Annotated in this window: 20 protein-coding genes; 13 read left to right on the top strand and 7 right to left on the bottom strand. The window is 68.7% G+C overall.

Going from position 1 to position 21919, the window contains the following annotated elements; all coding sequences use genetic code 11:
• Nucleotide 1: 1 nt before the first annotated feature.
• On the top strand, nucleotides 2–985 hold the full coding sequence (locus NI1_RS20705) for an ABC transporter substrate-binding protein (RefSeq protein WP_067823314.1): 984 nt from the start codon (nucleotides 2–4) through the stop codon (nucleotides 983–985).
• On the opposite strand, the gene NI1_RS20700 is transcribed toward NI1_RS20705, so the two are convergent.
• Genes NI1_RS20700 through NI1_RS20685 form a run of 4 tightly spaced genes read right to left on the bottom strand, consistent with a single transcriptional unit; the run spans nucleotide 954 to nucleotide 3369 of the window.
• Nucleotides 954–1682 carry a DUF2238 domain-containing protein gene (locus NI1_RS20700; RefSeq protein WP_084523470.1) on the bottom strand — a complete coding sequence of 243 codons (729 nt, stop codon included), beginning with the start codon at nucleotides 1680–1682 and terminating at the stop codon, nucleotides 954–956. The genes NI1_RS20705 and NI1_RS20700 overlap by 32 nt on opposite strands.
• Nucleotides 1616–2047 carry a hypothetical protein gene (locus tag NI1_RS38040; protein WP_157535231.1) on the bottom strand — a complete coding sequence of 144 codons (432 nt, stop codon included), beginning with the start codon at nucleotides 2045–2047 and terminating at the stop codon, nucleotides 1616–1618. The genes NI1_RS20700 and NI1_RS38040 overlap by 67 nt, the downstream gene beginning before the upstream one ends.
• 35 nt (nucleotides 2048–2082) lie before the next feature.
• Nucleotides 2083–3018 (bottom strand): alpha/beta hydrolase, encoded by a 936-nt coding sequence (locus NI1_RS20690; protein ID WP_067823306.1) that lies wholly within the window; start codon nucleotides 3016–3018, stop codon nucleotides 2083–2085.
• Between the two features lie 24 nt (nucleotides 3019–3042).
• A complete protein-coding gene (locus tag NI1_RS20685) occupies nucleotides 3043–3369 on the bottom strand; it encodes a hypothetical protein (protein WP_157535230.1) in 327 nt (108 codons plus the stop codon).
• Between the two features lie 262 nt (nucleotides 3370–3631).
• On the opposite strand from NI1_RS20685, the gene NI1_RS20680 reads away from it, so the two are divergent.
• Together NI1_RS20680 and NI1_RS38035 are read left to right on the top strand one after the other, a co-directional pair.
• Complete coding sequence (locus tag NI1_RS20680; RefSeq protein ID WP_067823885.1) at nucleotides 3632–4057, top strand: ATP-binding protein; 426 nt, start codon at nucleotides 3632–3634, stop codon at nucleotides 4055–4057.
• Between the two features lie 251 nt (nucleotides 4058–4308).
• Complete coding sequence (locus NI1_RS38035; RefSeq protein WP_157535229.1) at nucleotides 4309–4476, top strand: hypothetical protein; 168 nt, start codon at nucleotides 4309–4311, stop codon at nucleotides 4474–4476.
• A gap of 60 nt (nucleotides 4477–4536) precedes the next feature.
• On the opposite strand, the gene NI1_RS20675 is transcribed toward NI1_RS38035, so the two are convergent.
• Nucleotides 4537–5439 (bottom strand): LysR family transcriptional regulator, encoded by a 903-nt coding sequence (locus NI1_RS20675; protein WP_067823301.1) that lies wholly within the window; start codon nucleotides 5437–5439, stop codon nucleotides 4537–4539.
• Nucleotides 5440–5588: 149 nt separating this feature from the next.
• Here NI1_RS20675 and NI1_RS20670 point away from each other — a divergent pair, with 149 nt between their 5' ends.
• The 9 genes from NI1_RS20670 (at nucleotide 5589) to NI1_RS20630 (ending at nucleotide 17128) form a co-directional block, all read left to right on the top strand.
• Nucleotides 5589–5900, top strand: a complete 312-nt coding sequence (locus tag NI1_RS20670; RefSeq protein WP_067823298.1) for an EthD family reductase — start codon at nucleotides 5589–5591, stop codon at nucleotides 5898–5900.
• A gap of 186 nt (nucleotides 5901–6086) precedes the next feature.
• Nucleotides 6087–8843, top strand: a complete 2757-nt coding sequence (locus NI1_RS20665; protein WP_084523469.1) for a phosphoenolpyruvate synthase — start codon at nucleotides 6087–6089, stop codon at nucleotides 8841–8843.
• Nucleotides 8840–12376 (top strand): AMP-binding protein, encoded by a 3537-nt coding sequence (locus tag NI1_RS20660; protein WP_067823292.1) that lies wholly within the window; start codon nucleotides 8840–8842, stop codon nucleotides 12374–12376. Before NI1_RS20665 ends, NI1_RS20660 begins: the two co-directional genes overlap by 4 nt.
• Nucleotides 12373–12624: an acyl carrier protein gene (locus tag NI1_RS20655; protein WP_067823289.1), complete on the top strand. Its 252-nt coding sequence runs from the start codon at nucleotides 12373–12375 to the stop codon at nucleotides 12622–12624. The genes NI1_RS20660 and NI1_RS20655 overlap by 4 nt, the downstream gene beginning before the upstream one ends.
• Nucleotides 12621–13694: an SDR family oxidoreductase gene (locus NI1_RS20650; RefSeq protein WP_067823286.1), complete on the top strand. Its 1074-nt coding sequence runs from the start codon at nucleotides 12621–12623 to the stop codon at nucleotides 13692–13694. Before NI1_RS20655 ends, NI1_RS20650 begins: the two co-directional genes overlap by 4 nt.
• Nucleotides 13691–14590, top strand: coding sequence for a nucleoside-diphosphate kinase (locus tag NI1_RS20645; protein WP_067823283.1), 900 nt, complete (start codon nucleotides 13691–13693; stop codon nucleotides 14588–14590). Before NI1_RS20650 ends, NI1_RS20645 begins: the two co-directional genes overlap by 4 nt.
• Entirely contained in the window at nucleotides 14587–15564 is a 978-nt protein-coding gene (locus NI1_RS20640) for a ScbA/BarX family gamma-butyrolactone biosynthesis protein (protein ID WP_245663326.1), read from the top strand. The genes NI1_RS20645 and NI1_RS20640 overlap by 4 nt, the downstream gene beginning before the upstream one ends.
• Complete coding sequence (locus tag NI1_RS20635; RefSeq protein WP_067823280.1) at nucleotides 15564–16193, top strand: nitroreductase family protein; 630 nt, start codon at nucleotides 15564–15566, stop codon at nucleotides 16191–16193. Before NI1_RS20640 ends, NI1_RS20635 begins: the two co-directional genes overlap by 1 nt.
• A 74-nt stretch (nucleotides 16194–16267) precedes the next feature.
• The gene (locus tag NI1_RS20630) at nucleotides 16268–17128 is read left to right on the top strand and encodes a UbiA prenyltransferase family protein (RefSeq protein WP_245663325.1); all 861 of its coding nucleotides are present in this window, start codon (nucleotides 16268–16270) and stop codon (nucleotides 17126–17128) included.
• On the opposite strand, the gene NI1_RS20625 is transcribed toward NI1_RS20630, so the two are convergent.
• Together NI1_RS20625 and NI1_RS20620 are read right to left on the bottom strand one after the other, a co-directional pair.
• A complete protein-coding gene (locus tag NI1_RS20625) occupies nucleotides 17117–17917 on the bottom strand; it encodes an ABC transporter permease (protein ID WP_245663324.1) in 801 nt (266 codons plus the stop codon). The two genes, NI1_RS20630 and NI1_RS20625, sit on opposite strands and share 12 nt — an antisense overlap.
• Nucleotides 17914–19191, bottom strand: coding sequence for a glycosyltransferase (locus NI1_RS20620; RefSeq protein ID WP_067823274.1), 1278 nt, complete (start codon nucleotides 19189–19191; stop codon nucleotides 17914–17916). Before NI1_RS20620 ends, NI1_RS20625 begins: the two co-directional genes overlap by 4 nt.
• Nucleotides 19192–19361: 170 nt before the next feature.
• On the opposite strand from NI1_RS20620, the gene NI1_RS20615 reads away from it, so the two are divergent.
• Nucleotides 19362–21905, top strand: a complete 2544-nt coding sequence (locus NI1_RS20615) for a cytochrome P450 (protein ID WP_067823877.1) — start codon at nucleotides 19362–19364, stop codon at nucleotides 21903–21905.
• Nucleotides 21906–21919: the final 14 nt, after the last annotated feature.

Here is a 21919-nt window from a genome sequence, read left to right as displayed (position 1 = left end):
AATGATGAAACGTCTACTCCGGCTGGGTTTCCCGATTCTCGCCGCGATGCTGACCGTGACCGGTTGTGGTCAGCCGGCTCTCGAGCGGGCCCCCGGCGCGGCGGACGCGATCGTCATCGAGAACACCGGCCATACCCTGCGTTTCGCGCAGCCGCCGCGGCGCATCGTATCGCTCTACCCGACCATGACTGCCGCGCTGCTGCGGTTGGGTGCGGCCGACCGGATCGTCGGCCACGCCGGTACCGAGTACACGCCTTTCCCGGCCGATGTCGCCGAGCAAGCGAAACAGCTGCCACTGCTGGGCGATACCGAATCGAACCGGGAGAGCCTGCTCAGCGCCCGCCCGGAGCTCATCGTCGCCGATCAGGAATACCATTTCGACGGCCGGCGGTTGCCGACCCGAAAGGAGTTGGAACAACTCGGGATTCAGGTCTACATCAACCCCGCGTGGTGGGAGCCGCAGATGCTGGCGGGCACCATCGAGCGCTCCCTCGATGTCATCGGCGACCTCGGGCGCATCGTGGGCGCACCGGAGCGCGCCGGGCAGCTCCTGACGACCTTGCGCGAGCAGCTGAACGACGCGCGCAGGCGGGCCGCGACCGAACCGCCGCTGTCGACTCTGCTGATCACCCGCTACGCCAACCAGATCTACACACACGCCGGGGCGATCTACGGCGACCTGCTGACCCAAGCGAACCTGGACAACCTCGCCGGCGTCGCCGATATGAAGCCGGGCGATTACAGCGGCTCCGTGCCGGTCGAAACGCTGATCCAGCGCACGCCTCGGCTCATCGTCTTCAGCTATCGCAGCGAAGCTCAGCGGCTCGGCGACGCAGCCGAGATAGCCGCGCTGTTCGCGGCGACGCCGGCGGGCCGCGACCGCGCCATCGTGGGCATTCCCGAGGCCGCCACGGCCGGCGGTCCGGAAAGCGTGGAAGCGCTCACCGAGCTGCTCACGGCCGTGCGGCCCTGGCGATCCCGGTAGTTCGCGGTCGCACCGGGCCGGCGATCGCCACCGCGTATGCCAGCGTGCCGCCCAGGAGCGCGGCGAGGACGTCCCGGTAGGGGTCGAGACGGTCGCCCTGCTGTCCGTTGTAACTGTCGGCCGTTTCCGGCGAAGCGGCCCAGGCGATCGCGGCTTCGAGGCCTTCGTAGCCCACGCTGGTCACGAGAACCGCTGCGATACCGAGCAATTCCCGAAGTCTTCGACGGCGCGGCGCGGGCGCCCGGTCGAGCAGCTCGGTGTAGACCGGCGTCAGGAGCACGCCGTAGGCGAAATGCACGAACCGGTCGTAGTTGTTCCGGCCGCCGCCGATCTCGATTCCCCACTGGTCGGCGAGCCAATCGGCATAGGGCACAAAGGAATACAGATAGCGGGCGCCGATCGTGTGGAGAACAAGGAACAGGGTGATCCGCACGATCGCCGCACGGCTCAGTCGCTGGACGCAGCGATCGAACACCATCGTGGCGATCAGAAAGGCGAGCCCTGACAAGGTATGTAGAGCTTGCCCCGCCGGGTACGGGGGGTCTACCCACGTCACGGCTGTCATGCAGATCAACACCGCGAGTGCCGATATGCGGAAAACGCCTGGCCCAGCAGCTGATACACCGCCGGTCACGGTCGGATGACACTCAGCAGCGGCCCGACAGCATCCAGATACGCCTCGGCCACCCGGGAACATATCGGGCGGCGCGGATCCCACCGGTCGTATCTCGCCATGCAATTCTGCCGCATCTCGGCGAACAGCAATCGGTTGCAAGTGTCGTTGGCGCCACCGTCTTCCAGGCAGCGGTCATGGCGGGCGCACGGACCGCGGAAGTCCACCGCCGATCCGAGTAGCGGGAGTTCGTCCGGCGAGATCGAGCAGTAGTCGTGCATGAATCGCCAATGTTGCAGGCACACCGCCAGATCCGGCTGCGCAGAGCACCCCGGATCCGGGCGGTACAGCGATGGCGTCAGTACCTGCACCGCGGTGACCTGTGGATTCACCGAGCCGTACCAGGCCGGGACGAACTCGACCGCGGCGGCGATCGCGAGAGCCGACACGGCCACCGCCCTTTTCACCGCTCGGCGCGCGCCGGTCACGGGAGGTCGGCTGTTGTGGTGGCGGCGATGAAATCGACGATCTCGCCGAGCGCGGCGCGCGCCTCCGGAACGATTCGGTAACCCATATAGAAGCCGTGGAAGAGCTCCGGCCAGACACGCACCGTGCAGTCGCCGCCCGCCGCGGTGAGCGCTGCCGCGTAACGCTCCGCATCGGCACGCAGCATCTCGCATTCCCCGACCTGGATGAACAGCGGCGGGGTGTCGGGGCTGACGTGTGCGGGGAGGTCGATCAGCGGATCGTCGACCGCGTGGGCGTACCGGCCGAGAAACCGGTATGCCGCGCGTGCGGTGACGAATGGGTCGTTCGCGGTCGATTCGGTCGCCGCGGCGGTGCCGAATGTGGCGTCGACCAGCGGCGCGAGCGTGAAGATCGCGGCGGGCTGCGGAAGCTCCAGGGCGCGCAGCTGAGCCGTCAGTGCGAGGGCCAGATGCCCGCCGGCGGAGTCGCCTCCGACGACGATGTCCGAGGGGGCATGGCCCTGATCGAGCAGCCAGCGGTAACCCGCGAGGGCGTCGTCGTGCGCGGCGGGGAACCGGTACTCGGGCGCCATGCGGTAGCGCAGGGTGAACACGCTCCTGCCGGTGCGGTGTGCCAGTTGCGATGCCAGGCCGCGGAAATGGTGTGCGCGTAGGATCACGAATCCGCTGCCGTGCAGGTAATACAGGATCGGCTGTCCGGGCCGGGGTGCACCGCCGACCCATTCTCCCCGTACCGGCCCATGCGGGCTGTCGGCATCGACGACCGACACCGGTTCGAGCCGCTCACCGAGCATCGCGACACGGAGCGCTCCGGCGGCCGCGGCGCGAATGAACGCGATGCCCGCCCGGTTCGCTGGAATATGGTCGGTGGCCGGCCGGACCACCATGCGCATGCCGGTGCCGAGCAGACGAGCTGGCAGTGACGCGGTCATCTGATCTCCTGGGAGGCGTCGGTCTCAGCCGATTAGGACGTCGATCGCCGCCATCGACGTGAAAAGGGTGAACAACCAGACGATGCCGAACAGCAGACCGCGCCCTTTGCGTTGCTGGGGTGGCAGACCGAGTTGCTGGCGACGGGTGAGTGCGGTCGGCGGAGTCAGCGCGGACCAGGCGATGGCGGTGACGACGAGGATAAGTACCGCGCCGGCGGCAAGGTAGGTGCCGCGGTCGGAGGGTCGGACGGTCCGGCAGATGTCAGGAGCCCATGCCAGGCATTCGGTGGTGGTCCCGAGGTGATCGACGAGAAACAAAGCGCCGCCGCAGATCAGCCCTACGGTGCCCACAATCCAAAGCATTCGCATGGCCGCCAGTTGTGTACGTGTCAATCGCCGGCTCCTCCGTAATGCATTGCCGCGGGTCGTCGCATGACTGCGAGCGTCAATGATTCCGGCTTGCTTCGGTATCTGACCAGGGGTGAACCAGCCGGTCAGGGGGGTGGAGCGGACGATGACCTGGCGTCCCGGTCCACCCGAAAGCGGTTTCGGGGTGTGGCTAGCGGGTAGCCCCAGATAACTCGAAGCAACGACGCGGACAGAGGGAATGGTCATGACGACATCGGTGCTGGGTCGCGGGCACAGCGGCCGCACAGCGGCCGCCGTGCTGGATCTGGATCTGGACGTGGTCGAGGCTGGGCGGGCGCGGGCGCGGGTGCGCGAGCTGCTGGGGCAACTGCCGGCGGTGGCGCTCGCCGATGCGATCCAGGTGTTCGACGAGCTGGTCAGCAATGCCTGCCGCCACGGACTCGCGCCGCGGCGATGCCGAGTATCGCTGCGTGAGCACGCGCGGGTGCGCATCGAAGTCGACGACACCGGCCCCGACACTCCGCATCTGCGGACCCCGGACGGCACCGGCGGGCGCGGGCTGATTCTGGTCGATGCGCTCGCCACCGCGTGGGCCTGTAATCGTCACCACGATCGCAAGACCGTGTGGGCCGAACTCGTCCTCGCGCGGTCGTCCTTGCGTCCGGCTTGAGCGAGGGTAGGGGTTGCCGCGCACGCGAATACCCATCGGTCGAGAAGATCAGCGGAATACCGGTGCGGGGCGATTCGGAATGCCGTTCCCGCTGGCCGGTACAGCATCACAGACGGATAACTGCCGGTGATATATAAGGCCATGGACGCTGGCAATTACGTCGAAACACCAATCACGGTTTGATAACTGTTGATATGGTCAATGCTGTAGATATGATCATCTCACGAAATCGCGCCCCGAATGCTACGAGCATGGATCCGACCGGCTTCGCTCTGGCGGTCGGCATTTGTTTGATCCTCCTGGTCGGACTGCTGGCCATGACCGGCTCGCTGGGCACCAGCCTGTCGGCGGCGGTCGCGCTGGCCACGGCAATCCTCCTGACCACCAAGATGCTGGCACTGCCCCGCCCCGACCGGTGACAACCTGGCCGATCCAGTCTCCTTCGGCTGATCGCTCCACGGTTCGAAAGCTGCTGTGCGTCAGTCCGATAGCCAGTGCAGTTCGTGTGCCAAGGTTTTGGCGACGGCGCGGAGGCGGTGGTGGAGTGGGGACTGCACGCGCGGGAGGACCAGATGGATCGTCAAGGTGGGGGCGCCGCGTAGAGGGCGCCAGGTGAGACCGGCTGGTTGGGTCGTGAGCGCGACTTCACCGGCTGGGGCGAGGGTGCGGCCGTCGCGCAGGTCACGCTGGGAGAGATCGAAAGAGACTGCGGGCGTGTGGAATCGGGGGGTCGGCTGGATGTCGCGGAAGAGTGCGGCCAGTTGGTCGTGGATTACGGGGTTGGCCATATGGTCGGGGAGGCGCAGCGGGTATGCGGCCGCGTCGGGGATGTCGACCTCCGGGTGTTCGGCCAGCGGATGGTGTTGTGCCAGTTGGACTCCGATGCGTTCGCGCCGCAGCAGGAAGCGGCGCACGCCACGGCCCGGTTGTTCGCCGCGGGTGATGCCTGCGTCGATGCGGCCGTCGGCGACTGCGGGGGAGATCTCCGGTGTGGCCATCGGGGCCGCGATGACCTCGAGTCCCGGACTGTTGCGAATGAGGCTGTCTACCAGGGCCGGTGCTGTTTCGGCGCCGGTACTGACGCTGTAACCGATGCGGAGCGTGCCCAGTTTGCCGGCGGCTGCCTTGCGGGCGGTGTCCCAGGCTCGGTCCAGTGCCGCCAGTGCCGGCGGTGCGGATTCGGCCAAAGCCACACCGGCCGTGGTCAATGCGACGCTGCGCGTGTTGCGGACCAGCAGGCTGATACCGAGTTCCGCTTCCAATCGGCGGATGCGGGCACTGAGCGCGGGCTGTGCGATGCCGATCCGGGCGGCTGCGCGGGTGAAGTTCAATTCCTGTGCCAGCACCAGGAAGTACCGCAGGCTCACCGTATCCGGCGCCACATGCCCTCCACTCGATTGATAACGATCCGTTCTGAGCCTATCCCGTTCCGGTCTTTCCCTCGACCGCACATCCAGCCCTAACCTGCATCTATGACGATTCGACCGAGTGCGGTACCGGATGCCGCACTCGCGCACACCGAAAGGCAGTCATGCACAAGTTGCTAGTCCTATATCCCAAGCCCGTCGACCCCGACCACTTCCGCGACTACTACGTGACCAAGCACCTTCCACTGGTCATGAAATGGCCCGGACTGCTGGCGTGGCGGTACAGCTTCGACGCGGCGGCGGGTAACGGTGAACCGCCGTATTTCGCGGTTTTCGAAGCCGACTTCGCCGATGCCGCCGCCTTGGCCGCGTCGCGGGAGTCGGAGTACGGCCGGCTGGCGGCCGCCGATGTCGTCAACTACGCCACCGGTGGTGTGGTGGTCATCGACTATGCGGTGCAGGACGGGACGGACTGAGTCGGAGCGGGTGCGGCGCGGTCGCGGGGTGGGTTGATTGCGGTGCGGTCGATCGCGAAGCACCCGGTTTGCGGGGGCGCAAATCGAGGACCCTGATTGTGCAGACCCAAAAAGTGTGGTCTGGCGCACATAGTGAAGCGCAGGTTATTCAGAGATTACCCCTTGATCTTGTCCAGCTCCCGTTGGATGAGGTGTCCTGCTGTGGTTCGGGCCGGGGGTGATGGGAGAGCTGCTTTGCGGGTATTGGGTCCATGGTCTGATGAGGCGGAGCTCGGCGCGCTGGGGGGTGGTAAGGCCGGGGGGTTGTATGCGGTGCGGGACAGCGGGTTTCGGGTGCCGGAATGGGTCGCGCTGGGGAGCGATGTGTTCGAGGCGTTCGCGGCCGCGAGTGGATTGGACGCCGCGGTAGCGGAATTCGCGCGTATCGACGATGCCGATACGGCGGTGGCGTATGCGGCGGAACTGCGGGCCGAGGTGATCGGTGCGGAGCTGCCGGAGCTGGTGCGGGAGGTGATCGTTGCCGCGTGTGAGCGTTTCGGGGCGGATCCGGTCGCGGTGCGGTCCTCGGTGAGCGCCGAGGACGGGGACGAGCATTCCTTCGCGGGGCAGTTCGAGAGCCACCTCGATGTGAGTGGCATGGACGCGGTCATCGCGCGGGTGCGGGACTGCTGGGCCTCGGCGTTCTCCGAGCGTGCGGTGCGGTACGCGTTCGCGCGCGGGCTGCCGCGGGCCGGTGCGCCGGGTGTGGTGGTGCAGCGGTTGATCGCGGCGCGGGCCAGCGGCGTGGTGTTCACGGCCAATCCGACCAGTGGGGCGCGGGACGAGCTGGTGATCAGCGCCGTCTACGGGCTGGGGGAGGGCTTGGTGTCGGGGGCGGTGGACGCCGACACGGTGATCGTCGACAAGGACGGCGCGGCGGTGATCGAAGTCGTATTGGGGGACAAGGACATTCGCTTCGATGCCAGCGGTGGGCAAGGACTGGTCCGGCGGCCGGTCGCGGCCGGGCAGCGCGGGGCCGCGGTGCTGACCGAGGCCGAGATCGCGGAGCTGACCGAGCTGGGGCGCAAGCTCGAAATCGACCGGGGCGCACCGCAGGACATCGAGTGGGCCATCGACGACAGCGGTGTCTGGTTGTTGCAGGCGCGGCCCATCACCACCCTCGCCGAACCGCTGCCCGGCGTGGAATTGCGGGGCGCGGGCGAGGTGATTCCCGCAGGCGCGGAGCGTATCTGGGACAACTCGAACATTATCGAGAGTTTCAGCGGAGTGACCTCGCCGCTCACCTACACCGTGGCAGCCGGGATCTACGGGCGCGTGTACCGGGGCTATGCCGAATCGCTGCGCGTGCCGGACGAGCAGGTGCGCCAGACCGACGAGTGGACTCCGGTGCTGCTGGGCAGTTTCCACGGGCGGGTGTACTACAACCTGCTGCACTGGTATCGGATGGTCGGCATTGCGCCGGGGTATCCGCTCAATCGCAAGGTGCTCGAGGCCGCGCTGGGCGTGGACGAGCCCCTGGATGACGCGTTGGCGAAGACGCTGCGGCCCTTCGCTTTCCGGAGCACGCTGGGGCGTATCAAGTCGCGGGCGCTGACCACGTGGACCTACTGGCAGCGCATCAAAGGCATCGACGATATGGTCGAGCGGTTCGCCGCCGAGTTCTATCGCGTCTACGACGAATACGACGCCCTCGACTACACCACGCTCACCGGTGAGCAGGCGTACAAGGCGTACCGGGAAGTGGATCGCGACCTGGTCGAGCGCTGGGGACCGCTGATGGTCCTGGACGCGATCCTGTTGACCTGCACCGGATTCATGTACATCCTGACCAAACTGTTCCTGCCCAAGGCCCCGGAATGGTTCCTGTACGCGGTGGTCGGACCGGGCGCGGATATCGAGTCCGCCGAACCCGCACGGGCCATGACCGAGCTGGCCCGGTTGGTGCGCGCAGATGCGGGCTTGACCGAACTGGTGAATTCGACTGCGCCCGAGCAGATCTACGACGCGCTCCGCGCAGCGGGACGCACCGAGTTCCTGGCCGCCGTGGACGACTACATCGACCGGTACGGATACCGCAGCCTGGACGAGCTCAAATTGGAGACACCCGACCTGCGGGAGGATCCGGCGAGCCTGTTCATCATGCTGCGCAGCGCGTCGAGCCGGGTCGGGGACACCGTCACCGCCGGGCGCGGCGAGGAGGCCGATGCCTACCTCGACGAACGATTGCACGGCATCCGCCGCCGTATCTATGAACGGCTGCGCACCAAGACTTCTCGCTGCGCTGCCCATCGGGAGCGGCTGCGCTTCTGCCGCACCCGCGCTTTCGGGATGGTCAAGCGCATGATCCGCGTGATGGGGCGAGACCTGGTTGCGCGCGGCGTCATCGACGATTTCAGCGATGTTTTCCAGCTCACGGTGGAGGAATTGCGCGGCTGCTACGAAGGCGCGGACACCTCGAAGCTACGTGCCGTGGCCGCCGCCCGGAAAGCGTTGCGGGCCAGGGATTCCGCACTGGTCGCCCCCGCCCGCTTCCGCACGGTGGGACCGGCGTTCGGGCGCGCCGAACTGGCCGCGCAGGGCTGGGTCCCGATCACCGGCTCCGACGCCGCCACGGTCGGCACCGTGCTGCCGGGCACTCCGTCCGCGGCCGGTGTGGTCGAGGGATCGGCCGTGGTGGTGGACGAACCCCGGGATGTCGCGGGCGGCATCCTCATCGCCTACCGCACCGATCCCGGCTGGGTGGCCGCGCTGCCGTCGGCCTCGGCGCTGGTCATCGAGCGGGGCAGCCCGCTCACCCATGTGGCCATCGTGGCCCGGGAACTGGGCGTGCCGACCGTGGTCCAGGTCAAGGACGTCACCCGCCGCATACGCACGGGTATGCGCATTCGAGTCGATGGAGCCGGCGGCACCGTGACCGTGCTGCCCGAAGGAGATGCCGCGTGACCGAGAGTGCGAACGCTATTGCGACGGTGCGGGGTTGGTTGACCAGTCCCGCGCAGGACCGCGGTATTCACCTGGCCGATGAGGCCGACGGGTGGGAGTACCGCAGCTACGGCGAACTGGCCGATCAGGTTTGGTCGATCGCGGCGCTCATGCGGGCACACGGGCTGGACAGTGGTGACGGCGCGTGCGTCATCATGCCGACCGGGTTCCCCTGTGTAGCAGCCTTTTACGCGGTCTGGGCCTGCGGTGGAGTGTTCACCCCGGTGGCCCCGCCCATGTTCGGCGACCTGGATGCCATCGTCGCGCACATCGCGGGCATTCTGCGGCAGGCCGATCCGAAACTGGTGGTGACCGCACCGGAGTTCGAGCAGTTCGTGCGGCGGGCGGCGATCGAGGCCGGACGGGCGGACGAGCCCCTGGTGGTGGACGCGGCCCGGCTGGCACCGCCGCCGGAGGAGCGAGACCTGGGCGAGGCCGCCGAAGTCGCGCTGTTGCAGTTCACTTCCGGATCCTCCGGTGCCCCCCGCGGCGTGCGGGTGAGCTGGCGCAACCTCGCCAACAATGTCGACATGATCACCCGCCTGCTCGACTGGCAGCCGGGCGAGTCGATGGCGTCCTGGCTGCCGCTGTACCACGATATGGGCCTGGTCGGCGCGTTCCTGTCCACGGTCACCAACCAGGCCGAGCTGTATCTCATGCGCCCCGACCAGTTCGTGCGGGATCCCGTGCGATGGTTGCGCGCCATGACGAAGGCGCAGCACACGCCGTCGCCGTCGTTCGCGCTCGGCTATGTGGCGCACCGGGTCCGGCCCGAGGAGATCGCGGACCTGGATCTGTCCGGCTGGCGCACCCTGGCCGTCGGCTCCGAACCGGTCGAGGTCGCGGACCTGCAATCCTTCGCCGATCTGACCGGGCCCCAGGGCTTTTCGATGGGCGCGTACACCCTCGCGTACGGACTGGCCGAGGCGACGCTCATGGTGACCTCGTCACCCACGCGCCGCCCGACGACCGCATTGCGCCTGGACAATCCGAATCTCCGCTTCGGCGAACCGGTTCCGGTACTGGAGCGAGCCGAACTGGACGACGACCATCGGGTCGAAGGCGCGGGCTGGATCACCGGACTCGGTTACTCCACACCGGAATCCACCGTCATCGTGGTCGACGAGGACGGCCGGGAGCTGCCCGACGGGGTGCTCGGCGAAATGGTGGTGGTCGGCGATTCGGTAGCGCTCGGCTACTCCGGGGAACCCACATCCGGGTCACTGACCCGCATCGAGGACGGCCGCCTCTACTCGGGCGACTCCGGATTCCTCTACAACGGTGAGGTTTTCGTGCTCGGCCGCATGGGTACCAGTCTCAAGGTGCGGGGGCGTTCGGTGTTCATGGAGGACATCGAATCCCGTGTCGCCCAGGAAACCGGGCTCACCAAGGGCAAACTCGCCGCCGTCGGGATCTCCGAAGCGGGCGTGCAGGGCATCGCGCTCTTCGCCGAAACCGCGCCCGGTGACTGGATCGCGGAGGCCCGCAAAATCATTCGCGGTCAGCTCGGTCCCGCTCAGATGACCCACATCGTCACCGGTCCGCGTGGATTGATCCGCCGCACTTCCAGCGGGAAGCCGCGCCGCCGGCACATGTGGCAGCTGCTGCGCGACGGAGCCCTCGAAGGCGCGGTCGTGCACGATTCCGACGCCACGACCGGCGCCGCGCAGTCCATCCCCACCGGGCACGGGGCGGCGCTGAATCAGGCAAGCGAAGCGCCGCGCCCGGCGATGCCGCTCGAACGGATCCACCAGCTGCTCGACGCGGCACTGGCCACCGTGACGGTGCCCGCCGACGCGGCCGTGCTGTTCGAGGGCTCGCTCGCCGAAGGCTTCGGCAATGCCGGGTCCGATATCGACTTCCTCGTGGTGGCCGACGGCGCGGAGGAAATGCCCACGCTCCCGACCGTCCTGTTCATCGACGGCCGGCGGGTTGAGGTCCGCACCCGCTCGGTGGCGCAACTCCGCCGGCAGCTGGCCCAGGTAGCTACGAACCCGGACGAGGATTCCCTCAACCGCTGCCAGCGCTTCCTGCGCGCAACCGTCCTGCGCGCCGGAACCGTGGACCTCGATGCCCTGCGCCGAGTTCTCGACTACCCCGAGTTCACCACCCGGATCGCGGACTGGTGGACCGCGCGCGCCACGCACGCTCTCCGCTTCGCGATCGCCCTGCGCGCCTTCGGAGCCCACGAAGAAGCCGCCGAATGGGCCGCGGACGGACTACTCCAGGCCATGAAGGGCTGGGCGGCCCATCAGGGCGAAACCTACCTGGAAACCAAATGGCTGCCCGCCCAGCTCGACCGGATCGGCACGCACGAACTCGTGGACCGCTACCGCGAGCTCAGCACTCCAAGAGAGTCGCGGCCCACTCGCGCGCCGGGCCCCACCCCGGTGGTTTCGACCGCGGCCGGGGAATCGCCGAGCGCGGCGGCCGCGGACACGTCCACGGCTGTCACGGAGCCGCCGCCGGATCCGGCTGACGCACGACGCTGGGAACGACTGCTGGACTTGGCTGTCGCGCTCGGCGTGACCGGTGTCGTCGATGATCCGGGGCAGATCGTGTTCGCGCGGCGGGCCGGTGTCACCACCTGGTCGATCGGCGGCCGGGTGCACGTGCTGCGGGGCGACCGCGAGGTGTTCGTGCTCTCGGACGACGCGGCGCGGGCTTGGCGGTCGGTGGTGTTCCGGCATTCGGTGCGGGATGTGCTGGCGCGCGCCTCGCGGGATATCGGGGCGGAGCTGGCCGAATTCGTGCGGCTGGGGTTCGTCGGATTGCAGTGGCGGGCGGGGGAGGTCATCGAACCGGCGCTGGCGATGTGCAAGCCGGTGCGACCGGGCTCGCTGGTGCCGAGTGCGATCGCGCCTGCCCTCGGTCTCAACGGGGCGGCCCGGGACGGCGGGATCGCTGCGCTGGCGGCCTTACCCGCACCGCAGTTCACCGAATGCGGGCTCAACCTGGTGTGGTCGAACGTGGTGCTGGAGAACGCCCGCGAAGATCTGGTGGGGGCGATCAAGGACGCGCAGGGGGCGGTAGCCGATATCGCCGCGCACCGGCTGATCGGGATGAGCGTCCGGGTGCTGTTGTCGGCGTTCGGAATTCACCCGCTCCCCGCCGATGTCGCGCCCGAACGGACGGTGCGGCGACTGCTGCCGGGACGTACGCCCGGGCGCGAGGTGCTGCTGGACCGGTTGAGTTCGGCTCGGGGCGTGCGGTTCTCGGAGATCGTCGCATCCGGCGGTGACGTCTTCGCCGGGCTCGCGATGCTCGACGAGTTCGTCGCCGCGGTACGGCAGGCCGCCAGCGGCGCGGAGATCGGCGCCGCCTTCCCGGCCTCGTTCGATTCCCGCGAGCAATGGCAGCGCACCCTGACCATCGGCTACGACTGGCTGCGCATCGCCGGATACCTGAATACCGAACTGCCACTGGACGAGGCGCGCGATCTGCTCGCCAGCGGCGGGCTGCAACCGCATCTGCGGGAAGGGGAGCGGGCATGAGCGACACGGTGACCGAACGGGTGCGGCAGATCATCGCCGCGATGGCCCCGCAGCCGAGCGCGGAACTCCGGGAGGCGCAGCGCCTCATCGAGGACCTCGGCTACGACTCGCTGCGCTTGATGGAATTGACGGTGGTGCTGGAGCGCACCTTCGATCTGCCGCGGTATAAGCCCGAGGATCTGATGGGCGTGCTGCATGTCGGCGCGGTGGTGGGCCTGGTCAACCGCACGCTGGAGGTGCGGGCGTGAGCGAAACAGTGCTGCTGACCGGGGCGAGCGGCCTGGTCGGCGCGGAGGTCGCGGCACGGCTGTCCGCCCGGGGCAGGCCGGTTACGGCTGTGCTGCACAGCAATTCGGCCATCCGCCGCAACGCCGGCACCCCTTTCGAACCGGCGTCCCGGGTGCACGGCGACATTCGCGAGCCCGGCTTCGGGATCGCGGCGGACGGACTGGCGGGCCGGGTGGGCATGATCGTGCACTGCGCGGCCACCACCGCCTTCGACGCCGCGGACGCGGTCTACGACGAACTCAATGTGCGGGGCGCGGCGAACGCCGTGGAACTGGCGCTGGCCTGGGATGTTCCGCTGGTGCACGTCAGCACCGCCTACGTCTGCGGGATGCGCGGCGGCCTGATCCGGGAGGAAGAACTCGACGCGGGCCAGACCTTCGGGAACGGCTACGAGCAGAGCAAGCTGCGCGCCGAGCAGCTGGTGCGGGCGGCGGGCGAGCGCGGGCTGCGCTGGGCGATCGTGCGGCCGGGAATCGTCACCGGTGACCTCGGCACCGGGGTGATCCGGGAGTACAAGAACCTCTACACGGTCGTGAAGCTGATGGTGGAGGGCAAACTGCGCCGCCTGCCCGGACGCTACGACGCCACCCTCTCGCTGGCCCCGGTCGATCATGTCGCCGAGGTGATCGTCGCCGCCGCAACGGATTTCGATCGCGCGGCCGGACGGACCCTGCACGCGGTGGGCCGCGATACGCTCTCACTGCGCGAGGTTTCGGATGTGCTCGCCGAGTATCCCTCGTTCGAAGTGGCCACCTTCGTCCCGGAATCCACCTTCGACCCGGCCGATCTCGACCCCATCGAACGCGAGTACTACCTGCGCATCGGCACGCTCTACACCAGCTACTTCAAACGCCGGCTGGTCTTCGACACCACGGCCGCCGATGCGCTGCTCGGCCATCTCTCACCCGCCACCGGCAAGGACTATCTGCGCGCCCTGCTGGACTACTGCCTGGAGTCCGGATACCTGGGCGCACCGCTGTCCTCGATCGCTGACATGCTGGCGCGCAATGGAATCGGCGGTGCCCTGTGACCGAAGACGCCCTACGGAGCCTGCTGTCGCGGCTGACCCCCGCACCGGCCAAGGTCGATGCCTACCTCGGCGACACCTACGTGCTGGAAACCCTCGACCAGCTACAGGCGGCGCATATCGACCCCGCCGCCTTCGCGCGCGAACACTCGCTGCTGCTGCTCAAACCCGACGCGATCGTCGCTCGCGCGGTCGATCCCACCCTGGAGTGGCTGCGCGACAACGGGTTCCGGGTGGTCGGCGCGCACCGGGTGGCCGTGGACCGGCACATCGCGCGGGCACTGTGGTACTTCGCCTGGAACATCGCCTCACCGGAGCGCCGGCGGCTGGCGGATCTGCTGGTCGGCATCTCGGATGTGCTGGTTCTCGTGGTTCACGCACCGGATGCCGAACTGCCCGTGCCCATCCGGCTCGCCGCGGCCAAGGGCGCGACCGATCCACGCAAACGCGAACCGGGTGAGCTGCGGTATCTCCTGGGCCGGCACAACTATCTGCTTAACCTGGTGCATTCGCCCGACGATCCCGCCGACGTATTGCGGGAACTGGCCATCTATTTCGATGAGCGGACCCGCGGCGAGCTGCTCACCCAAGCCGTTTCGGGCACCGATCGCAGCGCGGAGGCCGCCGCGATCGCGAAGGAACTCTACGCCGACGCGCCCGCGCGCAGCTTCGAACGCGCGGCGGCTCTCGAACGTCTCTGTAACGAATTGCGGGTCCCCGCACCGGAATCCGATGCGGACTGCGCCCGGCTGCTGACGGCGGCCTGGTCCGCGGGGCGGGATCTCGACCCGTGGTCGGTGATCGTGCTCGGGTCCTACGTACTACCCATGCGCACCGGGACGCAGTCGCAGACACTGCCGCCCATCGGTGCGAACGATTGGCTGGAGGCTCGACCGTGATCAATACCGATACCGTGACCGCCACGCACGTCCGCACCATCCCGCGCGCGCTGGCGCATCGGTGCGCGGTGGCCGAGGTGTTCGTGACATCCCTCGACACCATCGGCACGGACGCCTTCGTGGTCGGCGCGCAATTGCCGCGCATGCACGGCCATTACGGCGATCACGCGGGTGCGCTGGGCACGCGGCACGACCTGGTCGGGGTGATGGAGGCGGCGCGGCAGGCGTCCATCGCCGTCACCCACGAGTTCTACGACGTGCCCACCGATCGCGCGTTCCTGGTGCGCACCTTCAACTGCACCGGCGCGGACACCTCGTCCTGGGAGGTCGGCACCGCGCCCGCCGACCTCGTCATGCAGGTGCGGGCGCTGCGCAAACACCGGCGCGGCGAGGAATTGCAGGGCCTGGACCTGGTGCTCGATATCAGCAGCGGTGGTCAGCCGATGGGCACCGTGGACGGCTCCTTCTCCTGGGTGGCGCCCGCGCAATGGGCCGCGATTCGCGGCGGCTTCCGGAAACGGCTGGGGCTCGGCGAGTTCCGGGGCGCGGGGGAGATCGGTGAACGCGCCGACGCCGCCGCCGTCGGGCGGGAGAATCCGCGCAATGTGGTGATCGGGCCACCGGTGGAGGCCGACGGCCGGATCCGGGCGGCCGTGGTCGCCGACACCACGCATCCGATCCTGTTCGATCATCAACTCGACCATGTGCCCGGCAATCTGCTCATCGAAGCGGCCCGGCAGACCGCCCTCAGCGCCATGCGTCCCGAACCGCGCCGATTGATCAGCGTGACAAGTACTTTCGAGCACTTCGTGGAGCTGGACCGCCCGGCCGAATGCGTCGCCGAAATCACCGACTCGGGCGTGGACACCAAGGTGGTCCGCTGCGAGATCCGGCAGGCGGGCGCGGTCGCGGCCCGCATCGATCTCGAATTCGACGACAGGGCAGCGGATTCCGAACCGGAGGTGACCGCCTGATGGGTGTCGAACTGCTCACCACCACCCGGTCCTACCGGCGGCGGCTGGACCTGACGCGGCCGGTATCGCGACAGGATCTGCTGGAGTGCCTGGAGATCGCGGCACATGCGCCCAGCGGCAGCAACCGGCAGCCGTGGCGGTTCGTGGTGGTGCGCGACGCCGAGCGGAAGCAGCGGATCGGCGAGTACTACCGGAAGGGCTTCGCCGCCAACCTGTCCGGGCGCATTCCCCGTCCGGACCAGCTCGCGGATCTGGCGTCCGGGCAGTATCTGGCCGACCATCTGCACGAGGTGCCCGCGCTGGTACTGGTGTGCTCGCTCGGGCGGCTCCCCGCCGAACCCTCGGCGCTGCGGTCGGCCAGCTTCTACGGATCGATCTATCCGATGGTGTGGAATCTGCTGCTGGCCTTGCGGGAACGCGGCCTGGGGTCGACGCTGACCACCGCGCACCTGGCCTATGAGCGGGAAGTGGCCGAGCTGCTGGGCATTCCGTTCGAGGAGGTGACGCAGGTGGCGATGCTGCCGGTGGCGCGGCTGCTGCCCGGAGCGGACACCCCGGCCCGCCGTACGCCGGTGGCCGAGCTCATCGGCTGGGACGGCTGGGAGACGCCGGGCGGGGAGTCGCCGTGACAGAGGTTGTCGAAACTCCTTCTTGGACAAGTGTATTCGGATCTGTCGCGCGCATCGCCCGGTTCACGAAGGTGATGTACAAGCCGCACTACCTGCTCTACGGCGTGCTCTGGGTGCTCGCGCTGGAGGGTACGGCCGCCATAGTCGGGCAACCGGATACGGCCTGGCGGCCCAGCGGTGCCACGGTGCTGCGGATCGCCGTCGTGGCGATCGTGCTGCTGTATCTGCGCATGGTCGACGAACAGAAGGACCTGGACTACGACCGCATCCACAATCCGGACCGGCCGCTGGTGACCGGGGCGGTCAGCGCCCTCGAATTGCGTGGCGCCATGGCGGTCATCGCGGTGCTGTCCATCGCCGGGAGCCTGCTGCTCTCGGTGCGATCCGCCGTCATGATCGCCGCGGTGCTGGCCTACGGCCTGGTGCTGTGGGGCCTGGAGCGGATGTCGGCGGCCGTGCGCACGAACATCATGCTGAACCTGGTCGTCACCTATCCGGTGCAGTTGCTGGTGACGGCGTACGCGGTGCTCTCGGCCGTGGACACGGGCGAGGTGCAGGGACGCGCGCGGGTCGCGGTGGTGGCGGTGGTGTTCGCCGGAGCCTTCCTGCAATTCGAATTCGCCCGCAAGACCTCGCGAGTCGAGCGGCCGGGGGAGATGTACTACTCCAACGCGCTGGGGACGAACGGGAGCGCGGCGGCGTCACTGCTGTGCGCGGGCGTGGCCGTCGGTGCGGAGATCGCGGCGGTCCGGCCGTGGACCTACGGCACGGTGGCCGCCGTCGTCGGCTGGATTCCCCTGGGACTCTTACTGATTCCGCTGGCGGGAGCTTGGCGCTTCCAGCGCTCACAGGACACCGACTATCCGGTGATACCCGCCGTACTGTTCATACTCGCCCTGTACCTCGCGCTCATCGTCCAGGCGTCAGCGATATGACATCCGCCGGAACGACGCACTGGCCCAGGCGAACCCGATAGCGGCGAGCGCGGCGGACCACAGCACCGCCGCGACCGCCCGATCGGGCTCCGTGGCATCGAGCAGGGCCCGCACCGTCTCCACGATCGGTGTCGCGGGCTGCTTGTCGGCGAACCCGTGCAACCACTCCGGCATGGTGCTGGTCCGCACGAACGCGCTGCTCACGTACGGAATGAAGGTGATCGCGTAGGTGAGTCCGCCGGCCGCCTCCGGATTCTGCGCCGCCATGCCCAACGCGACCGCGATCCAGGTCACCGCCACCACGAACAAGGTGATCATGCCGAGGGCCGCCAGGCAGCCGACCGGCCCGGCGGCCGGGCGATACCCCAGCGCCGCCGCCACTCCCACCGCGATCACGATCGCCGCGAGCGTCCGCGCCACCCCTTCGATGAGATGCCCCGCCAGCAACGCCTGCCGGTACATCGGCAACGTCCGGAACCGATCCACGCTGCCCCGGGTCATATCCGTACACACGCTGGTGGCGGTGATCGAAGCCCCGAACCCCGTGCACAGCAACATGATTCCCGGCACCACATAGTTCAGATACGGCCCGCCGACGTCGATCGCGCCGCCGAACACGTAGGTGAACAGCAGCATCATCAAGATCGGCATGGTCAGCGAGATGACCAGCGTGTCCGGACTGCGCAACGTCCGCCGCGCACACCGTATGAACATGACCAGCGAATCCGCGATGACAGCGGGGACCCGCGGCCGGTATGCGGCCGGACGGTCCTCGGCGTTCGTCGTCACTTCGCGGCGGCCTCGACAATGTCGGCGGCCTGCTCGGCCGCTCCCTCGGTGCGCAGGGTGCGCGCGAAGTCCTGGACGCGCGCGCGGCTTTCGGCGGTCAGCAGGGGACGCAGGCGCTGTTCCAGCCGGTCCGCGGTGAGCTGGGTGAAGCGCAGATGCGCGCCGATGCCGAGCTTCTCCACCTGCCCGCCCCACATGGGCTGCTCGAACGAGACCGAGCACACCATGGTCGGCAATCCGGCCCGCAGGCTCTCGAACAGCGTGCCGATCCCGCCGTGATGCACCGCCGCCGCGCAGTACGGGAACACCTTGTCGTAGGCGAACGGCCCGACGATCTTCACATGCTCGGCCACCCGGGCATTCGCCACGTCGAGGTCGCTCCAACCGGCGCTGACGAGGGCGCGCACGCCCAGCCGCGCCGACACCTGCTCGGCCATCCGCACTACGGCGGCGGTATCGCGGATGGGCATGCTGCCGAAGCCGAAGAACACCGGCGGCTCACCGGCATGCACCCAGTTCAGGACCTCCTCGTGGGCCCCGGACAGTTCGCCGACGGCGGCGCGGGTGGCTTCGTCGAGGGTGAGGAAACCGGTGAAGGGGCGGCGGTCGTCCCACTGCGCCGGCAGCCCCGGCACCAAGGCGGGATCGTAGATCTGCACCTCGGTCACGTTCGCGCGGCGCAGCGCGGCGGCCGGGCCGGCGTACGACTTGGGCAGGCCGAGCTGCTCGCGCAGGTCGTTGAGGTAGCGCATGAAGACCACGCGCCGCAGGTTCTCCGCCACCGTCCAGGTCGCGCGATTCACCGCGGCGGGCGGGCTCCAATGCGGCGGCAGCGCACCCGGGAAGGGGTAGGCGCTGTTGGCGCGCGCCGGGAAGTAATGCAGGGCGACCAGCGGCACGCCCAGCGCCTCGGCCACCGAGCTCGCGCGATCCTCGGTCACCGTGCTGGCGACGATCAGGTCCGCGCCCTGACAGACCTCGATGACCTCGCGATTCATCTGATCCGCGTACCCGGACATCTGCTTGGCGACCATCTGCATCAGGCGCAGGGTATTGCCCGCCGCCAGCGCGCGCTGCCCCTCCGCGGAGCTGTAGAGCTGCTGCACGTCCGGTCCGCACGCCTGCGCGGCAAGCCCCGCCGCCGTGACGAAATCGACCAGGTTGGGTGGCGCGCCGAGCAGTACATCGTGCCCGCGCCGCCGCAGTTCCAGCCCGAGCGCCACGACGGGGTGCACATCGCCGCGGGTTCCGGTGAGCGGTATGGCGATTCGCACTGGGCCTCTTTCGACGCTGTTCGGGGGAGCACTACGGCCGGCACCGGTGCAGCTCGGTCGGACCGCGTGCGGGTATACGAGATCGACCCTGTGTGCTGTGCGGTTGCGCCGTCCAGACCATAGAAGTGTGGGCGTTTCAGAGGGCGGCCGTTCTGCGTACAGTGCGGCTGATGCACATCGCGATGTTCATGGACTACCACCCGAGCACGCTGGGCGGGGTGCAGACCGCCGTCGATTCCTTGCGGCGGGGGCTGGAGCGGGCCGGGCACCGGGTCACGCTCTTCGCGGCGCCGCTGCCGGATGCGCCGGTGGATCCGAATGTCGTGGAGCTGCACGGTATTTCGGCACTGGCCGTGAACGGCTTCGCGGTGGTGCCACCCAACCGGGCCAATGCCGGGCTGATCGACGCCGTCTTCGCCGAACGGGGCCCGGTGGATGTGGTGCACACGCTCACCACCTACGGGGCGGCCATCGCGGGTATGAAAGCCGCACGGCGGCACCGGATTCCATTGGTGCACAGCGCGCAGAGCCGCGACGACGTCTTCATCGCGCACACCTCGCCCGCGCCGTATCCGGCGGCGCTGGCCCTGCGCGCCCTGCACGGGCGCTTCGTACCGCACTCCCACCACATGCCCCATCGCGCCGAGAGCCGGGCCGCCCGGCACGCCTGGTGGACCATGGCCGGGCAGGCGCAGGCCGCCGATCGGGTGCTCACCCCGACCCGGCACTTCGCGGATCTGCTGCTCGATCACGGCGTCACCCGGCCCGTCCGGGTGATCTCCAATGGCGTCGACGATGCGCTGCTCGACGGCCGGTCCATGGTGGAGCGTCCGGAATCCGGTGCCCTGCGGCTGGTTTGGTGCGGGCGGCTCTCGGCGGAGAAGCGAATATCGGAAGCCGTCGAGGCGGTGTGCCGGGTCGCCGACTGCGAACTCGACGTGTACGGCGAGGGCGACCTGCTGGAAGCCGCGACCGCACTCGTCGCCGCGCATGCGGCACAGGACCGAATCCGCTTGCACGGCAGGGTTTCCCAATCGGCTTGCCTGGATGCCATGGCCGGCGCCGACGCCCTGCTGTTCTCCTCCTCGGGCTTCGACACCCAGGGCATGACGTTGTTGGAGGCGGTGGCGGTCGGGCTGCCGGTCATCCACTGCGATCCCGCACTCGCCGAATCGATTCCGGCGGGCGGCGGCATCCGCACCGCCGATTCCTCCGTCGACGCCATCGCCGAAACCCTGGCCAAGCTGTCCGCCGACCGCGCCCTGCTCTCCGAGATGCGCGCGGTCGTCCAGGAGCACGCCTACACGGTGCGCCAATCCCACTACACCGCAATGGTTCTGGAGGAGTACCGAATGGCCGGCGAGCAGACCGCGACGCCCCGGGGACTGCCCCGCACGCTCGCCGATATCCCGACCGCACCGGGCAGCCTCCCGCTGGTGGGTCACAGCCTGCGCGCCCTCACCGACGCACCCGGTTTCGTGAAGTCCCTCTCCGCGCTGGGACCCATCGTCCGTATCGACTTCGGCGCCAAGACCGGCTACGTCCTCACCACCCCCGAGGCGTTGCGCGAAGTCGCGTTGAGCGACGCGGAATTCGAACGCGAGGACCTGCGCGAGGCCATCGCCGATATCGCGGGCGGTTCGGTCAACGTCCTGCGCGGCGCGGAGCACCGGCTGCGCCGCCGCATGATCGCCCCCGCGCTGCGCCAGACCCGGCTGGCCGAATACGCCGAATCCGCCGCCGATATCGCCAATACCTGGGCCGCCGGTCTCTCCGGCACGGTGAACCTGATGGACGAAGCCCACGGTCTCGTCCTGGACACCGTCTCCTCCACCCTGTTCACCGCCGACTTCGGCGATCAGGCCCGCCGCGAGATCCGCGACAATGTGCCGTGGCTGCTCAGTCAGGTCATTCTGCGCACCGCCCTGCCCCCGCAGCTGCGCCGGCTGCGCGTGATCGCCAACTATCGCTGGCGTACCAAGGCCCGGCACCTGCGGGCGGCGGTCGGCGCGGTGGTCGCCGAATACCGCAGGCGCGACGAGGATTTCAACGATGTCGTCTCGGCGCTCATCCGCCACACCGACGCCGAAACCGGCGCCACCCTCTCCGATGAGCACATCATCGACGAGGCGATTCTGATGCTGGCCGGCGGCGTCGGCTCGATGGCCTCACTGACCGGCTGGCTCTGGCACGAGGTCATGCGCCACCCCGCCGTCGCGGGCCGCCTCTACGCCGAACTCGATGCCGTGGTCGGCACCGAGGACGTCCGGCCCGCCCATTTGACCTCCATGCCGTACCTGAAACAGGTGGTGGCCGAGACGATCCGGTTCTGGGGGCCGTGGATCAGCGCCGCCAACGCCAGCGACGATCTGACCATCGGCGAAGTGACCATTCCGCGCGGCTCGGCGATCATGTTCAGCCCGTACATGGTTCAGCACGACCCCCGCTACTTCCCCCGCCCGGAATCCTTCGATCCGGACCGCTGGTCCCCCGAGAAGGCCGACGAGTCCGCCAAGCACGCCAGCCTCTCCTTCGGCGTGGGCCGCCGGCGTTGTCTCGGCGACCATTTCGCCATGCTCGAAATCGCGCTGGCCACCGCCGCCCTGCTGACGCGCTGGCGGCCGGTCGCCGACCCGGGCTACACCGTGCGCGCCAGCAACCAGGACTTCGTCCTGTCGCCGTCGGCTCTCCCGGTGACCCTGCACCGGCGGTAGCCCGGGTGGGCGGC

It is taken from the genome of Nocardia inohanensis NBRC 100128, from assembly GCF_001612945.1.
Taxonomy (GTDB): domain Bacteria; phylum Actinomycetota; class Actinomycetes; order Mycobacteriales; family Mycobacteriaceae; genus Nocardia; species Nocardia inohanensis.
The sequence above is the reverse complement of the archived record's forward strand: the minus strand, read 5'-3'. Positions and strand labels throughout refer to the sequence as shown.

What these genes read in the sequence shown, in the direction of transcription:
- NI1_RS38035 (WP_157535229.1), top strand. Translation starts at nt 4,309, where the DNA reads ATGGATCCGACCGGCTTCGCTCTGGCGGTCGGCATTTGTTTGATCCTC.
- NI1_RS20655 (WP_067823289.1), top strand. Translation starts at nt 12,373, where the DNA reads ATGAGCGACACGGTGACCGAACGGGTGCGGCAGATCATCGCCGCGATG.
- NI1_RS20665 (WP_084523469.1), top strand. Translation starts at nt 6,087, where the DNA reads ATGAGGTGTCCTGCTGTGGTTCGGGCCGGGGGTGATGGGAGAGCTGCT.
- NI1_RS20705 (WP_067823314.1), top strand. Translation starts at nt 2, where the DNA reads ATGATGAAACGTCTACTCCGGCTGGGTTTCCCGATTCTCGCCGCGATG.
- NI1_RS20690 (WP_067823306.1), bottom strand. Translation starts at nt 3,018, where the DNA reads ATGACCGCGTCACTGCCAGCTCGTCTGCTCGGCACCGGCATGCGCATG.
- NI1_RS20615 (WP_067823877.1), top strand. Translation starts at nt 19,362, where the DNA reads ATGCACATCGCGATGTTCATGGACTACCACCCGAGCACGCTGGGCGGG.
- NI1_RS20670 (WP_067823298.1), top strand. Translation starts at nt 5,589, where the DNA reads ATGCACAAGTTGCTAGTCCTATATCCCAAGCCCGTCGACCCCGACCAC.
- NI1_RS20680 (WP_067823885.1), top strand. Translation starts at nt 3,632, where the DNA reads ATGACGACATCGGTGCTGGGTCGCGGGCACAGCGGCCGCACAGCGGCC.
- NI1_RS20635 (WP_067823280.1), top strand. Translation starts at nt 15,564, where the DNA reads ATGGGTGTCGAACTGCTCACCACCACCCGGTCCTACCGGCGGCGGCTG.
- NI1_RS20630 (WP_245663325.1), top strand. Translation starts at nt 16,268, where the DNA reads ATGTACAAGCCGCACTACCTGCTCTACGGCGTGCTCTGGGTGCTCGCG.
- NI1_RS20700 (WP_084523470.1), bottom strand. Translation starts at nt 1,682, where the DNA reads ATGTTCCCGGGTGGCCGAGGCGTATCTGGATGCTGTCGGGCCGCTGCT.